Source organism: Pseudomonas sp. LBUM1651 (genome assembly GCF_059716135.1).
On record NZ_CP166805.1, the window covers coordinates 758,502 to 773,832 of the forward strand.

Consider the following 15,331-nt stretch of genomic DNA (forward strand, 5'->3'; position numbering starts at 1 on the left):
CGGCCTCGCGAGCGTTTCGACGCTATGCTATCGTTGCGGCATCATCCTGTTACGATCGAAGAGAATCCCTGCATGAAGGTGGCTGTCTGGACGACAGAGCGCATTGTTGTCTGCAAACAAATCATGCTGGCAGGCATTCTCTGTTTGCTCAGTGGCCTCGTTTTCGCGCAAGCGCAAACGCCACCCGGCATGGCCGATCAACGCGCCCAAGCCGTCACGCAGGTTGTACTCGGCATCCTCAGTTATGCCCGTTGGCCTGTTGAGCCAGCACACCTGCGCTTGTGCATAGTCGGCCCCACCGAATACACCGACGATCTGGTCAAAGGCACGACCCAGGCCACCGGCCGTCCCGTCACCGTGCGCCGGTTGCTGGCCGACAACCCGTCCATTGTCGGTGAGTGCGACGCGGTGTACATCGGCAAACTGACCAGCGAAGAACGCAGCCGGCTATTCGCTTCGCTGGCGGAGCGTCCGGTGCTGAGCATCAGCGAAAGCGATGACCAATGCACCGTCGGCAGCCTGTTCTGCCTGCGAGTCGGCGATGAGCAAGTGTCCTTCGAGGTCAACCTCGATTCCGTCGCCCGCAGCGGCGTGAGAATTCACCCGAGTGTGCTGCAACTGTCCCGCCGCAAGCCGGCGGCACCATGACGCTATTCAAACCGGATAGCCGCCCGACCTTGCGCTCGGTCATCGGTCGCGGTCATTTGATCGTCGCGCTGGTGGGTGTGGCCATGGCCAGCGTCTCGCTGACGTTGCTGGGCGTGCTGGCCTTGCGGGTTTACGCCGACCACAACCTGCACCTGATTGCGCGCTCCATCAACTACACCGTGGAAGCGGCGGTGGTGTTCAACGACAAGGCGGCCGCCACGGAGGCGCTGGCATTGATCGCGTCCACCGAAGAAGTGGCCGATGCCCAGGTGCTGGACGAGCAGGGCAAGTTGTTGGCCCGTTGGCAGCGACCGGAAACCGGGTTTTTCTCGGACCTGGAAATGCAGATGGCCAAGGCGTTTCTGGAAAAACCGATCAGCATGCCGATTGTCCATCAGGGCCAGGAAATCGGCAGTGTCCAGCTCACCGGTCACGGTGGCAGCCTGATGCGCTTTTTGCTCAGCGGCCTGGTGGGTATCGTTCTGTGCACCGCTGTCAGTGCCTGGGTGGCGCTGTATCTCGCACGCCGACAACTTCGCGGGATCACCGGCCCCCTGCGCAGCCTGGCTTCCGTGGCTCACGCCGCACGCAGCGATCGTGCCTTCGATCGGCGTGTGCCACCGGCCGCTATTGCCGAACTCGACAACCTGGGCAATGACTTCAACGCCTTGCTCGATGAACTCGAATCCTGGCAGACCCACCTGCAAAGCGAAAACGAAACACTGGCCCACCAGGCCAGCCATGACAGCCTCACCGGCTTGCCGAACCGGGCGTTTTTCGAAGGCCGGTTGATTCGATCGCTGCGCAACGCCAACAAGCTCAACGAACGCGTAGCGGTGCTGTTTCTCGACAGTGACCGGTTCAAGGAGATCAACGATAACTTCGGTCACGCCGCCGGCGACGCGGTGCTGGTGGCAGTGGCCAATCGGGTTCGTGCGCAGCTGCGCGAAGAAGATCTGGTGGCGCGTCTGGGGGGCGACGAATTTGCCGTCCTGCTAACCCCGCTGCACAAGACGGAAGACGCCGAGCGGATCGCCGACAAAATCCTTGAAAGCATGGAAATGCCGATCCCGTTGCCGGGGACCAGCCAGGTGTTGACCTCTCTCAGTATCGGCATCGCCGTGTACCCCGATCATGGGACGACACCGGGGGCTCTGCTCAACGCTGCCGATGCGGCCATGTACCAAGCCAAGCGTCTCGCCAGAGGTGCTCAGCACACGTCAGGGTCGGAGTACCCTGTCACCGATGTTCAAACCAGGAGCTAATGCCCGTGTTCTCACTCCACCTGCGATTTTTCACGATCACCCTGTTCATGGCCGTTCTGGCATTGACCGGTTGCCAGACGGCACCGCAAAAAGGCCTGACCCCGGCGCAGGTCGCGGTGCTCAAACAGCAAGGTTTCGAGTTGACCGACGAGGGCTGGGCGTTTGGGCTGTCTGGCAAAGTGTTGTTTGGCAGTGACGTCGAAACTCTCAATCCGCAGAGCACCGAGATCGTCGAGCGCATTGGCAAGGCGTTGCTGGGTGTCGGGATCGAGCGGGTACGGGTCGATGGTCACACCGACGCGTCGGGCAAAGAACCGTATAACGAACAGCTGTCCCTGCGCCGCGCGAAAAGCGTCGGAAAAGTTCTGACCGCGGTGGGCATGAAGGAACAAAACATCCAGCTGCGCGGCCTTGGCAGTAGTCAGCCCGTTACCTCCAACGACACCGCAGCCGGCCGAACCGAGAACCGCAGGGTGTCGATCGTGGTCAGCGCTGATTAATCGGCGAACGACATGTCCCGCCGCTCACCCATCAACGGCCCCTGATTCTGCTCAGTAACCTCCCTGATGTAATCCCACAACAGGGGGATCCGCTTGAGCTTGCGCAGCTCCTCGCGGCAATACATCCAGAACTTCAAGGAAAACAGGTTAACCCAATGATTACAGGGGCTAACCGCTATGAGCATCCTTGCAGTTCAACCTGCTGTTACAAGCACCGTTACAAACATCGCTTTTCCTTTGGTGCCAACCACAAGGCTCGCTAAGCCGTATCACTACAGACGCAACGGTATTTACTACATGCGTCTCAGGGCGACAGGTAGCGCGACTGAGCTTGCTTCGGTTTCCCTCAAGACCAGCAACAGGAGTGCTGCGATGGAAGTTTCTGAGCGGCTTTCGGGGTTTGTCAGGGCCTTCCATTTGGAAAACCCAGAGGCCCCATGGAGCAAACTGAAGGAGCATTTCCGTGTTGTGTCGGTGGAGCTGTTTGAGACTGAGCGTGATGTAGATGTGGCGCAGGTTTGGGGAGGCCTGCACGATAGCCACTCTGGTCTTATGGGTGGCTCGACCAGACCCTTGAAGTCCGCAGAGAACGCTCCTGTGTCCCAATCTGTATTAGCGCCTGCGATGACCTTTGAGGCCCTTTCAGCGCTCTACATGGCTGACCGTGGGCAAGACCAGAAAGCTTCCACATTGAAAGAAACCCAGATTCGCCACCGAGTAATCTCTACGGCTCTCAGTGAGCTGGACATGCGGGCTCACTCAAGGGCTGATCTTGTGGCTCTCCGAGATCGTCTGTCTGAAGGTCGGATGCCTTCGACGGTAAACAAACTGATTGTGAAACTCTCGGCCGTGCTTGCTTGGGCTGTAGAGAATGGTCATCTGATCAAGGCATATGACAAGAAGTTGAAGCTGACCAAGGGCCTCGAATCGACCCGTAAGGCGTTCTCTCAGGCTCAGGTAGGGAAGGTCATGGAGTATGCGAGTAACCTGCCAGAAATCTCATGGAAACGCTGGCTGTTGAGTCTTGGGGTCATCACTGGCGGGCGTCTTAACGAAATATCTCAGCTCACCACGAGCGACATCCAGACCCTTGAATCAGGTATCACCGTAATCCACATCAATGAAGTAGGGGAAGGCAAGTCAATCAAGAACAAGCGCAGTGAGCGATTGGTGCCTTTGACTGATGGTGCCTATGGATTCGACCTTGCGGCATTTTTGCGATATGTCGAGTCATGCATGCTCAGTGGGTCGGACTCATTGGCTCAGGTCGGATACAAGACAGCCGGGGATTGGGCGAACCGACAAGCGATCCCTGAGGCTCTTGGAGAAGATCACAAATCGGGGCTTACCTTTCACTCTCTCCGTCATTCCTTGGCTTCGCTGATGCAGGTGAAAGGTGTTCCTGCAGTTCACGCTCAAGCCGTTATGGGGCACGCCTCGGGGACCATAACGTTCGACACATATGGATCTGGAGTTCCGGTTGAGGTCATTGCTGAGATGCTGAGTGGTTTGCTTGGCGGGAGCGTTTAAGGTAGCTGAGGCTCCTGTGGTAACTGCTATCATCTGCCGTTTTAACCCTGCCCTTTGAGGCCAAGGATGGTTCGCTAATGAATTTTTTTAGTTTTTTGAAGAAACGGAAGAAGTTAGAGCCTAAGAGGTATGACCTCGCAGGCCCGGAGATTATGGATCTCGTTACAGACGTTTGCTCTACGCTCAGGACGCAGTTCAATTTTCTTGAAAACTGTGGGAATGGTGTGCCGCCCATAGTTCAGGAAAGGACCAGAGACGGCCATCCTATAGTTGATCGCTGGCTGTCGGGTTATTTAAGCGGTTTCTATGACGCCTTTAGCCAGCACCGTGGCTATGCCTTTGAGTTCAATGCCCTTGAGCTTATTTACTGCGTGTTCTACGGCGAAGAGGATGCAGCAGCGGCTGTCCATGAATATCACATGGCTCGCAAGTCGTTGGCCTCAGACAAAGAAGCAGCTTACCTCTTTGGGTTTGATGAATTTGAAGAGGGCATGCTGGCGGGTGGTAATAACTTTGTGGCCTGGCTCCAGAAGGAGATCAAGTACCCCCTTGGCATATACAAAAAGTATTCAAACCCTCCCTCGGAGGACTGATCGAAGAAATCTCGATTGGTGTTTCTGAGGACTCCCGTGTGCATCGTGGAAGAAATCAAGGCCGTGAGGCTATCACCGCCATTGGCGACATGAGCCCCTTTGCAAGTTCCTAAGTGAAATCTGTTCGAGTCGCGGAGTCCTCTCAACTTGGCGAGTTTGCGTAGGAGCGCAATAGGAACCGCCGAAATGCCGTGAAAGCCCGTATTTGCTGACCCAAAGTCCGCTGTCGTAAAAAACCCTCACTGTTGCCACCACACAACATGAGGACCATCCCAATGACCAGCATCCCCGCCAACCTGTCGCACCGCCACGTCGATCACGAGACCGGGCACATCCTTCACGTTGACCCGATCACAGGCGAGATCATCGCTCTCAACGACATCGTTCTACCTAAGAGTCGCAATGCCGAGTTTCAAGCATGGGCTGACCAGCGACGAGCTGATGTGGACCTGATCACTGACTGCGCCACCGCCCAAGCATCCATATCAAAAGCTGGTCCAGTTGTTGAATCTGTCGAGCCAATCACCAAGCAAGGCCGAGGCAGACCCAAGACCCTTTTCAAGAACCCAGCGGCTGCCTTTATGCCGTTCCTTGTGATCCCCGATCCGCTGCCTTGGGTAGACGACATCATTCATGGTTCGATCCTGACCAGTGCCGGGAGGAGCAACGGGAAGATCAATGTCAAGGTCCGAGCGGTGATCGGTGCGTTGTTCCTCTCGGAAATCTCAGCGGATGCCTGCAAGACCGACGAGTCCACTTTACGCACCGCCCAGCGCATCGCCAAGGCTGCCCGACATGCTGCCAATGGGATCGCATCGTATGTGGAGAGACACCCGAAGCGGAAGGCTGAACTTGAGGCTGAGTTGAGCGCAGACCCTCTTTAACGACGGATAATATAAAGAAAAACTTTCAGACCACCTTTCAGCTCATCGACACCCGATCGACCAGTTCATCGACCAGACCCAGAGGGAGAGGGGGAATTGTAATTACAACCCCTCCTCGAAAAGGAACCTTTCAGAACATCGCAAAGGAGAACTTCCATGATCTCTACCATCACCTCCCAGCTCACTGAAGACGACCTGAGCGCTATGTCACTGGTCTACCCATCACCATCACGACCATAGTTGATTGAGCTTCGTCGAGTCCTGAGCAATCGAAACGCATCATTTAGAACCTATGGGGCTGGAGTCGTCACCTTCGACAAGGACACCATGCTCCATGAGGTCACCTTGAAGTGCTCCGCAAAGACTGCCGAGCGGCTATCCCTTCTGGTCGCTCATGGGGGCTGCCTTCAGGTCATCGCTTCGACGGCCTTGAGGACTCCCTTGACGGGAACTGATCGAATCTTGCTTAGGGTTTAAGGTGTCGTTCAAAACCCCTCACTATTGTGAGACACCCAGAGAGTCCAATAAAAAGATTTCTTTTGTTGTCCCGCCAGTAGTCGCCACGGTTGACCGCTGATGGTCTCCAGACCGAGGCTGTGGCCTTCCCGATGATTACCCGCATTACTTTGAGCTGATCGTAAAGAGCCCCGAAAAGCCAACCTGAGAGGGACCCATAGGTGCGCTTAGGGCTACTTCCCGTGACGTTAGGCTGTGTCGTCGACTGACATATTTTGGAGGGTGCAATATGGCATGTTGGATAACGCTGGAAACTGACTGTGGAGTAATGTTTTTGTTTTTGCAGTAGGCAGAGTTGATCCAGTCCGACAAGAGCTTTGCACCCTTGCTCGCGTTGCAGGACACACAACAAAGAACAATATTTTCCTTCGTGATGATTCTCGCGTCATTGGTGATGTGCTCCCACGAGGATTGGGATTTTCTCGTGCCACAAAAGCCAAATTTAATGCCGCAGTAGACACAGCACAAATCCCGCTCAATGACCTCTCTTTCTAAGCTGGCGGGTATGTTCCACTTGTTCATAGCCAATTGCTTCCAATGTTGTTGACGCACCAGTGTGCCACCACCGATTCACCCTCAGCTGAATCTTCTCGCCCGTCGCTGGGCATCCATCAAACACAGTCTTTCTGTCTGCTCTCTGTGCCACCGATCAGAGCCCGTCATGGGGCCTGTGTGCTGGTCGGTGGGAGCGAGCTCAGAGAGCAAACAAAGGAGTCATGAAATGACAATCGACATCAAACATAAGCACGCCTCCGACGTCATAATCATCGAAGCTCAAGCCTTCAAGGCTAACGACTCCGGCATGTGGGATCTGACTGACATCTGGAAGGCGCTCAAGCTGCCAAAGACCAAGGGACCCGGTAAGTGGGCCGAACTGAAGGAGGCCAAGCGCCTGAGAGAGTCCCGAAAAGTCGAACTCTCCCACGGTAACGGAACCTTTGCGACCAAACAGGCGACCATCAGATACGCCGCATGGGTCTCCCCAGAGTTTGAAGATGTTGTCTATGACGCCTTCGAGGCCATCCTTGAGATGCCTGAAGTTGCCTTACTGGTGGCCGACAAGATGCGCAGCATGGGCAATGACCATAGCGCTGCCATCCTTGAACGATACACCTTCAACGACAAGTGTAGTGGTCAACTAATCCCGGACACGACGTTAAGTTTTTCTTCGGCCTGAGTGGCTGCCCATCTGGTCGTGTGGCTATATGGGCGCTTGAAGGGACTTTTAAGAGAAAATACAGAAAATTTGGGAATGACCACCTCATTGTTTCTACTCGCTCCGGTTCCCCCGTGTGCCCTCGCGGGCAGGCGATAAGGCCCCCTTGAAACTGTCACAAGTCGCGTATCAACCCCTGACACAAACGGTTGGCAAAGCCCTGCTGACCTCGTTACGATGCCGCTACCTGATTCCTTGAAGGTCTGTTAATCAGCGAACAACATCTCCCGGCTTTCCCCCATCAGCAGCGCTTGATTTTTCTCGGTGACGGTCCGGATGTAATCCCACAGCAAGGTGATTCGCTTGAGCTTGCGCAAGTCCTCGCGGCAGTACATCCAGAATTGCCGGGTGATGTTGATCTCTTCCGGCAACACCGGCAGCAAACGCGGATCCTGCGCGGCGAGGAAGCACGGCAGAATCGCCAGCGACCGGCCTTGCTGCGCCGCCACGAACTGCGCGATCACGCTGGTGCTGCGCAGATTGGCGCTGGCACCGGGCAGCACGTTTGCCAGATACAGCAGCTCCGAGCTGAACGCCAGGTCGTCGACATAACTGATGAATGAATGCTTGCCCAAGTCTGCCGGACGGCGGATGGGCGGGTGTTTGTCCAGATAGTCCTGGGTCGCGTACAGCTGCAATTTGTAGTCGCAGAGTTTGCAGCAGACATAGGGGCCATGCTCCGGGCGCTCCAGCGCAATGACGATATCCGCCTCGCGCTTGGACAGGCTGATGAAGTGCGGCAGTGGCAGGATGTCCACCGAGATCGCCGGGTAGGCATCGACGAAATGGCTCAGTTGCGGGGTGATGAAAAAGCTGCCGAAACCTTCCGTGCAGCCCATGCGTACGTGACCGGACAGCGCCACGCCGGAACCTGAAACCTGCTCGCAGGCCATGTGCAGCGTGCTTTCGATCGACTCGGCGTAACCGAGCAATCGCTGACCTTCGGCGGTCAGGACGAAACCGCTGGTCCGGGATTTCTCGAACAGCAGGGTGCCCAATGCCGCTTCCAGCGAACTGATGCGCCGGGACACCGTGGTGTAGTCCACCGCCAGGCGCTTGGCCGCGGTGCTGGCCTTGCGGGTGCGGGCGACTTCGAGGAAAAACTTGAGGTCATCCCAGTTCAGCGAACCTAAGGATGTGATGTTTTTTTGCATGATGGACCGGCTTTTATGTGCGTTCTTATTAGAAGTTTGCACATCTATACTCCAAAAACAGTCCGACAACCAATTCGCGACACACGCCTCATCTCAAGGCGACTTTCTCGCCTTGGCTCCTTAGATAACAACAATCCCGGAGACCAGCATGAACGCATCGCTCACGCCAAACGAAACCACTGTGCAAAAGGTCAAGCTGTTGATCGACGGCGAGTGGGTCGAGTCCCAGACCACCGAATGGCACGACATCGTCAACCCGGCGACCCAGCAAGTGCTGGCCAAGGTTCCGTTCGCAACCGCGCAGGAAGTCGACGCCGCGATCAGCGCCGCCCATCGCGCCTTCCAGACCTGGAAGCTGACTCCGATCGGCGCGCGCATGCGCATCATGCTCAAGCTCCAGGCGCTGATCCGCGAGCATTCCAAACGCATCGCCGTGGTGCTCAGCAACGAGCAGGGCAAAACCATTGCCGACGCTGAAGGCGATATTTTCCGTGGCCTGGAAGTGGTCGAGCACGCCTGCTCCATCGGCAGCCTGCAAATGGGCGAATTCGCCGAGAACGTCGCGGGCGGCGTCGATACCTACACCCTGCGTCAGCCAATTGGCGTCTGCGCCGGCATCACCCCGTTCAACTTCCCGGCCATGATTCCGCTGTGGATGTTCCCGATGGCCATCGCCTGCGGCAACACCTTCGTGCTCAAGCCGTCCGAACAGGACCCGATGTCGACCATGCTGCTGGTGGAACTGGCGATCGAGGCCGGCGTTCCGGCAGGCGTGCTTAACGTCGTTCATGGCGGCAAGGACGTAGTGGACGCGCTCTGCACTCATAAAGATATCAAGGCAGTTTCCTTCGTCGGTTCGACCGCCGTTGGTACTCACGTCTACGACCTGGCCGGCAAACACGGCAAGCGCGTGCAATCGATGATGGGCGCGAAGAACCACGCCGTGGTGCTGCCGGATGCCAACCGCGAACAAGCGCTCAATGCGCTGGTCGGCGCCGGTTTCGGTGCGGCCGGTCAGCGTTGCATGGCCACGTCCGTGGTGGTGTTGGTGGGCGCGGCCAAGCAGTGGCTGCCAGACCTGAAAGCGCTGGCGCAGAAGCTCAAGGTCAATGCCGGCAGCGAGCCGGGCACTGACGTCGGCCCAGTGATTTCCAAACGGGCCAAGGCGCGGATTCTCGATCTGATCGAAAGCGGCATCAAAGAAGGCGCCAAGCTTGAGCTGGATGGTCGCGACATCACGGTTCCTGGCTACGAGAAGGGCAACTTTGTCGGCCCGACCCTGTTCTCCGGCGTGACCCCCGAGATGCAGATCTACACCCAGGAAATCTTCGGCCCGGTGCTGGTTGTACTGGAAGTCAACACGCTCGACGAGGCCATCGCACTGGTCAACGCCAACCCGTTCGGCAACGGCACGGGCCTGTTCACCCAGAGCGGTGCGGCGGCGCGCAAATTCCAGAACGAAATCGATGTCGGCCAGGTTGGCATCAACATCCCGATTCCGGTGCCGGTCCCGTTCTTCAGCTTCACCGGTTCCCGTGGTTCCAAACTCGGCGACCTCGGCCCGTATGGCAAGCAAGTGGTGCAGTTCTACACTCAGACCAAGACTGTCACCAGTCGCTGGTTCGATGACGACAGCGTCAACGACGGTGTGAACACCACCATCCACTTGCGTTAAGGAGCCGGACATGAAAATTGCTTTTATCGGTCTCGGCAACATGGGCGCGCCGATGGCGCGCAACCTGATCAAGGCCGGCCATTCGCTGCGGCTGGTCGACCTGAACAAAACCGTTCTGGCCGAGCTGGAGCAACTGGGTGGCAGTATCAGCGCGACGGCCCGTGAAGCGGCTCAGGGCGCAGAACTGGTGATCACCATGCTGCCCGCAGCGGTGCACGTGCGCAGCGTGTGGCTGGGTGAAGACGGCGTGCTGGCGGGGATCGCCCAAGGCGTGCCGGCCGTGGATTGCAGCACCATCGACCCACAAACGGCGCGCGATGTGGCAGTTGCGGCAGCCAGGCAAGGCGTGGCCATGGCCGATGCGCCGGTGTCTGGTGGCACGGGCGGAGCAGCGGCCGGGACCCTGACCTTCATGGTCGGCGCCACGCCGGAACTGTTCGCCACCCTGCAACCGGTGCTGGCGCAGATGGGCCGCAACATCGTCCATTGCGGCGAAGTCGGCACCGGGCAAATTGCCAAGATCTGCAACAACCTGCTGCTGGCGATTTCCATGGTCGGCGTCAGTGAAGCCATGGCGCTCGGTGATGCACTGGGGATCGACACCACCGTGCTGGCCGGCATCATCAACAGTTCCACCGGGCGTTGCTGGAGTTCGGAAATGTACAACCCGTGGCCGGGCATCGTCGAAACGGCTCCGGCCTCGCGTGGCTATACCGGCGGTTTCGGTGCCGAACTGATGCTCAAGGATCTAGGGCTGGCCACGGAAGCGGCACGTCAGGCGCACCAGCCAGTGGTGCTCGGCGCGGTGGCCCAGCAGTTGTATCAGGCGATGAGCCAGCGTGGGGAAGGTGGCAAGGACTTCTCGGCGATCATCAACAGCTATCGCAAACCACTGTAGGAGCGAGCTTGCTCGCGATGGTCGTTAACGATAACGCGTAGAAACTGATTCCCCGCGTCGCTCTCGAGTTTTTCGCGAGCAAGCTCGCTCCTACAGGACGCATCGACATTTACCGGGAAATCACGTCGGGTGATCTCCCGGTTTTTTTGTATCAGGCAAACACGAAATACTTGCGCACGGTTTCAACCACTTCCCACGTGCCTTTCATCCCCGGCTCAATGACGAAAATATCACCGGCACGCAGATGGATCGGCTCCTTTCCTTCCGGGGTGATGATGCAGTAACCCTCGCGGAAATCGCAGTATTCCCACTTCACGTATTCCACATACCACTTGCCCGGCGTGCAGATCCAGGTGCCCATGATCTTGCTGCCGTCTTCGCTGGTGTAGGCGTTGAGGTTGACGGTGTGCGGGTCGCCTTCGAGTTTTTCCCATTTGCAGGCGTCGAGGACCGGCAGTGGGTGAGTGTCGCGAAGAACGGTTATCGGTGCGGACATGATGACTCCGAGCGTGAGGGAGAACTGAAGTCGCACCCTATAGGGCTTGGTGCGGCATCAGTTGTCTGTGCTCGACATCGGGGTGTCCAGAAACGCTCGGTCATTGACGCGCCTTTAAAAAAAACGCCCCGGCATTCATGGAATGCCGGGGCGTTTTTTTGCGTGGCTATTGAGCCACTGGCAAGTTCCGATGCCTGGCCATGCGCAGCCGGTAGCAACCGTAAATGACCAATACCCACACCGGCATGGCGTACACCGAGGCACGCACCGGCGGAATCATCCAGATGACGCAGATGATCACGGCCATGAACGCCAGGCACAGGTAATTGGTGTACGGCGACCAGAATGCCTTGAAACCAGGCACGATGCCGCGCTGAACCATGGCCTTGCGAAACTTCAGATGCGTCAGGCTGATCAGCGCCCAGTTGATCATCAGCGAGGCGACCACCAGGGCGAACAGCAACTCAAGGGCTTCTTGCGGAGCGACGTAGTTGACCAGCACCGCCAGCATCGTGACCAACGCCGAGACGCCCAGCGCCAGCAACGGTACGCCCTGTTTGTTCAGCTTCATCAAAACCTTTGGCGCATCGCCTTGTTCGGCCAGGCCGAAGAGCATGCGACTGTTGCAGTAGACGCCGCTGTTGTAAACCGACAGCGCCGCGGTGAGCACCACGAAGTTGAGGATTTGCGCGGCGGTGTCGCTGCCGATCAAGGCGAAAATCTGCACGAACGGACTGCCGCTGTAGGTATCGCCCGAGGCGCCCAGGGTCTGCAGCAGTTGGTCCCAGGGATACAACGACAGCAGCACGGTGAGTGCGCCAACGTAGAAAATCAGCACCCGGTAAACCACCTGATTGATGGCCTTGGGAATGACCTTTCTCGGCTCGCTGGCTTCAGCCGCGGTGATGCCGACCAGTTCCAGACCGCCAAAGGAAAACAGGATGAACGCCATCGCCATCAGCAGACCACTGTAGCCGTTGGGGAAGAAACCGCCGTGGCTCCACAGGTTGCTCACCGACGCTTGCGGGCCGCCGGTGCCGCTGAACAGCATGTAGCAGCCGAGGAGGATCATGCCGATGATCGCCACGACCTTGATGATCGCGAACCAGAACTCCATCTCGCCGAAGACTTTGACGTTCAGCGTATTGATCAGGTTGACCAGCACGAAGAACACCGCCGCGCTGACCCAGGTCGGCACCTCCGGCCACCAGAACTGCACGTACTTGCCGACGGCGGTCAGCTCGGCCATGCCCACCAGCACATACAATACCCAGTAGTTCCAGCCGGACAGGAAACCGGCAAAGCCGCCCCAATAGTTGTGAGCGAAGTGGCTGAACGAGCCGGCCACGGGTTCCTCGACAATCATCTCACCCAGTTGGCGCATGATCAGGAACGCGATGAAACCGGCAATCGCATAGCCGAGAATCATCGACGGTCCGGCGGACTTAAGCACTCCGGCGGAGCCCAGGAACAGCCCCGTCCCAATGGCGCCGCCCAATGCGATGAGTTGAATGTGCCGATTTTTCAACCCCCGCTTGAGCGTTGCCTGTTGCAAGATTTCATCCGCCATCTGGTTCCCTTTTGGTAGTTGTGGTCAGGCCTGATTTGAAAGCGCAGATATTACTCTGCGCGGCCTTCGTCATACAGGTGCCTGTTGGGCCAAACACTGGTTTTCAAGGGTTCCCGGTCCGGTTTGCAGCGCGCAACGCGTCGAGCAAGGCTCTGGCATAACCGGGCAGGCCAGTGAATGAGCGGGCGCACAGCAACAATTTGCGCTGTGCCCAGTCTTCCTTCAGGGCGAAGCTCTTGAACGGTTGATCGACGGCCCGGCGCTGGATCGCCGCCAGCGGCACAATCGCCAGCCCGGCGCCGCGAGCGACCATGCGCATCACCCCGTCGAAACCTTCCGCACGGATACGGATTTGCAGGCGCCTCCCCGCGTGCAGCGCCTGTTCTTCGAGGTACACGGCCAGCGCGCTATTGGCGCTCAGGCCAACGTAATCGTAATGCAGGGTGTCGCTGAAGTTCGGTGTCGCACCGTTCGACAGGGGATGGTCGGGCGGCATGATCAGCACCAGCGGATCATCGCGGAAGGGCAGGGTTTCGAGGGCGTGGGTGTCCACGGCGTCGGAGACGATGCCAAGGTCCGCAGCGCCCTGACGCAGGGCGTGAGTGATACGGGCGCTGGGCAACTCTTGCAGGTCGATGTCGAGGTTGGGATGACGGCACAGGAAGTCCGCCAGCACTTCCGGCAGGTGCTCGGTGATCGCTGTGGTGTTGCACAACAAGCGCACCTGACCTTTCACGCCTTTGGCATATTCGGCCAGGTCCTGCTGCATGCGTTCGGCCTGTTGCAGCAAGAGCCGGGCGTGTTGCGCCAGGGCTTTTCCGGCAGGCGTGGGGGTGACGCCGCGCCGACCTCGTTCGAGAAAATCGATTCCCAGCGATGATTCCATGGCGCGGATTCGCGCGCTCGCGGCCGCCAGGGATAAATGGCTGCGAGCGGCGCCGGCGGTGATGTTGCCGGTGTCGAGGATGTTCAGGTAGAGGTGCAGGTCGGTCAGGTCGAAGTGCATCGGTTCAGTCTCAGGGGGTGTGTTGTCTGGACGGACGCCTTCGCGGGCAAGCCTTGCTCCTACAGGTCATGCGGTGTCTGCGCTATCGCGTTCCTGTAGGAGCGAGGCTTGCCCGCGAAGGCGTCAGTTGCATCGATACATTCTTCAGCCTCTACCAAAACAAGAGGCAACCTCAGTATATGGCAGATTTTCACATGGCCAATCCGGGCTCAGGATAGGCCCATGAATACACTCGCCGCGTTCTATCAAAACCTTGGTCTGGCCCTTTCTCTGCTGGTCATTGCGACTTTTCTGCTGGCCGGCATGATCAAAGGCGTCATCGGTCTCGGCCTGCCGACCATCGCCATGGGCCTGCTCGGTCTGGCTATGGCGCCGGCGCAGGCTGCGGCGCTGCTGATCATTCCCGCGACCCTGACCAACGTCTGGCAACTGGCATTCGGCGGGTATTTGCGCGGTCTGGTCAAACGGCTGTGGCCGATGCTGCTGGCGATCTTCATCGGCACCGGCGCCGGCACGTTGTGGATCGGCATGGCCGGCGGTCATTGGGTGGTGCGAGGGTTGGGCGCGGCGTTGCTGCTCTACGCGCTGAGCGGGTTGTTCCTGCCGACCTTGCGCGTCGGCAACCAGACCGAACGCTGGCTCGGTCCGCTGTGCGGCGTGCTGACCGGCGTCATCACCTCGGCCACTGGCGTCTTCGTGATTCCGGCGGTGCCGTACCTGCAAGCGCTGGGTTTGAGCAAGGATGAACTGGTGCAGGCGCTGGGCCTGTCGTTCACCGTGTCGACCCTCGCACTCGCCGCCGGCCTTTTGTGGCGCGGGGCGCTGGGCGGTGGCGAGTTGAGCGCGTCATTGCTGGCGCTGATCCCGGCAGTGCTGGGCATGTTGCTCGGGCAATGGTTGCGTCAGCGGATCAGCGCCCCCTTGTTCAAGCGCGTGTTTTTCATTGGCCTCGGCGTACTCGGCGGCCACTTGCTGATCAGCGGGTAGCGGACGACGGGCTAAGCATCTCGATGGTGCGGATATCGAAATCCCGTTCCAGGTATTCCTCGCGCTGTTCGAGGAACTGCTTCATGTGCGGCAGGTTCGAGTGCACGTCGAGGTGGGCCTGGGATTGCCAGATCTCGAAGAAGATAAACAGGGTCGGGTCCTGTTTGTCGCGCAGCATGTGGTACTCGATGCAGCCGGGTTCGGCGCGGCTCGCTTCCACATAGCCACGGAAAAACGCTTCGAAGGCATCGGATTTTTCCGGGCGGGTCTTGGCGTGCAGGATGAAGCCTTGCATTTCACTCATCAGAAAATCTCCTCAAGGTCAGAATCGGCGCAAGTCTATGGCAACAATCGCCTGTTGATTCGTGCGTATGGGTCAAATGAATTTTGTGA

Annotated in this window: 15 protein-coding genes and 1 pseudogene; 10 read left to right on the plus strand and 6 right to left on the minus strand. The window is 58.2% G+C overall.

The window, feature by feature from the left end; genetic code table 11:
- The first annotated feature begins 72 nt into the window (after nt 1-72).
- From yfiR to yfiB, 3 genes are read left to right on the plus strand one after another with little or no spacing between them, the layout of a single operon-like run.
- Nucleotides 73-648, plus strand: coding sequence for a regulatory sequestration protein YfiR (yfiR, locus tag ACA066_RS03445; RefSeq protein WP_497698133.1), 576 nt, complete (start codon nt 73-75; stop codon nt 646-648).
- Nucleotides 645-1,913 carry a diguanylate cyclase DgcN/YfiN gene (dgcN, locus tag ACA066_RS03450; protein WP_497698134.1) on the plus strand — a complete coding sequence of 423 codons (1,269 nt, stop codon included), beginning with the start codon at nt 645-647 and terminating at the stop codon, nt 1,911-1,913. Before yfiR ends, dgcN begins: the two co-directional genes overlap by 4 nt.
- A complete protein-coding gene (gene yfiB / locus ACA066_RS03455) occupies nt 1,913-2,413 on the plus strand; it encodes an outer membrane lipoprotein YfiB (RefSeq protein ID WP_497698135.1) in 501 nt (166 codons plus the stop codon). Before dgcN ends, yfiB begins: the two co-directional genes overlap by 1 nt.
- Here yfiB and ACA066_RS03460 read toward each other — a convergent pair.
- Nucleotides 2,410-2,547 (minus strand): annotated as a pseudogene (locus ACA066_RS03460) (LysR family transcriptional regulator); the annotation flags it as partial. The gene yfiB and the pseudogene ACA066_RS03460 sit on opposite strands and share 4 nt — an antisense overlap.
- Before the next feature lie 43 nt (nt 2,548-2,590).
- Between ACA066_RS03460 and ACA066_RS03465 the strand changes: the two are divergent.
- The 4 genes from ACA066_RS03465 (at nt 2,591) to ACA066_RS03480 (ending at nt 7,113) form a co-directional block, all read left to right on the plus strand.
- Nucleotides 2,591-3,943 (plus strand): tyrosine-type recombinase/integrase, encoded by a 1,353-nt coding sequence (locus tag ACA066_RS03465; RefSeq protein WP_497698136.1) that lies wholly within the window; start codon nt 2,591-2,593, stop codon nt 3,941-3,943.
- A 77-nt stretch (nt 3,944-4,020) separates the two neighbouring features.
- Nucleotides 4,021-4,536: a hypothetical protein gene (locus tag ACA066_RS03470; protein ID WP_497698137.1), complete on the plus strand. Its 516-nt coding sequence runs from the start codon at nt 4,021-4,023 to the stop codon at nt 4,534-4,536.
- Between the two features lie 275 nt (nt 4,537-4,811).
- Entirely contained in the window at nt 4,812-5,420 is a 609-nt protein-coding gene (locus ACA066_RS03475) for a hypothetical protein (protein ID WP_497698138.1), read from the plus strand.
- Nucleotides 5,421-6,657: 1,237 nt separating this feature from the next.
- Nucleotides 6,658-7,113, plus strand: coding sequence for a KilA-N domain-containing protein (locus ACA066_RS03480; protein WP_497698139.1), 456 nt, complete (start codon nt 6,658-6,660; stop codon nt 7,111-7,113).
- 245 nt (nt 7,114-7,358) lie between these two features.
- Here ACA066_RS03480 and ACA066_RS03485 read toward each other — a convergent pair whose 3' ends face one another.
- Nucleotides 7,359-8,306 carry a LysR family transcriptional regulator gene (locus ACA066_RS03485; protein ID WP_497698140.1) on the minus strand — a complete coding sequence of 316 codons (948 nt, stop codon included), beginning with the start codon at nt 8,304-8,306 and terminating at the stop codon, nt 7,359-7,361.
- Nucleotides 8,307-8,454: 148 nt separating this feature from the next.
- On the opposite strand from ACA066_RS03485, the gene ACA066_RS03490 reads away from it, so the two are divergent.
- Both ACA066_RS03490 and mmsB read left to right on the plus strand, forming a co-directional pair.
- On the plus strand, nt 8,455-9,981 hold the full coding sequence (locus tag ACA066_RS03490; RefSeq protein ID WP_497698141.1) for a CoA-acylating methylmalonate-semialdehyde dehydrogenase: 1,527 nt from the start codon (nt 8,455-8,457) through the stop codon (nt 9,979-9,981).
- A gap of 10 nt (nt 9,982-9,991) precedes the next feature.
- Nucleotides 9,992-10,879 carry a 3-hydroxyisobutyrate dehydrogenase gene (mmsB, locus tag ACA066_RS03495; protein WP_497698142.1) on the plus strand — a complete coding sequence of 296 codons (888 nt, stop codon included), beginning with the start codon at nt 9,992-9,994 and terminating at the stop codon, nt 10,877-10,879.
- A gap of 151 nt (nt 10,880-11,030) precedes the next feature.
- Here the strand turns inward: mmsB and ACA066_RS03500 are convergent, their stop codons facing one another.
- The 3 genes from ACA066_RS03500 to ACA066_RS03510 form a co-directional block, all read right to left on the minus strand.
- Nucleotides 11,031-11,375, minus strand: coding sequence for a cupin domain-containing protein (locus ACA066_RS03500; RefSeq protein ID WP_008024653.1), 345 nt, complete (start codon nt 11,373-11,375; stop codon nt 11,031-11,033).
- A gap of 166 nt (nt 11,376-11,541) precedes the next feature.
- Nucleotides 11,542-12,945 carry an amino acid permease gene (locus ACA066_RS03505; protein ID WP_497698143.1) on the minus strand — a complete coding sequence of 468 codons (1,404 nt, stop codon included), beginning with the start codon at nt 12,943-12,945 and terminating at the stop codon, nt 11,542-11,544.
- A gap of 103 nt (nt 12,946-13,048) precedes the next feature.
- On the minus strand, nt 13,049-13,951 hold the full coding sequence (locus tag ACA066_RS03510) for a LysR substrate-binding domain-containing protein (RefSeq protein ID WP_497698144.1): 903 nt from the start codon (nt 13,949-13,951) through the stop codon (nt 13,049-13,051).
- Between the two features lie 222 nt (nt 13,952-14,173).
- Here ACA066_RS03510 and ACA066_RS03515 point away from each other — a divergent pair, with 222 nt between their 5' ends.
- Nucleotides 14,174-14,938, plus strand: coding sequence for a sulfite exporter TauE/SafE family protein (locus ACA066_RS03515; RefSeq protein ID WP_497698145.1), 765 nt, complete (start codon nt 14,174-14,176; stop codon nt 14,936-14,938).
- Here the strand turns inward: ACA066_RS03515 and ACA066_RS03520 are convergent.
- On the minus strand, nt 14,928-15,242 hold the full coding sequence (locus tag ACA066_RS03520; protein ID WP_497698146.1) for a putative quinol monooxygenase: 315 nt from the start codon (nt 15,240-15,242) through the stop codon (nt 14,928-14,930). The genes ACA066_RS03515 and ACA066_RS03520 overlap by 11 nt on opposite strands.
- Nucleotides 15,243-15,331: the final 89 nt, after the last annotated feature.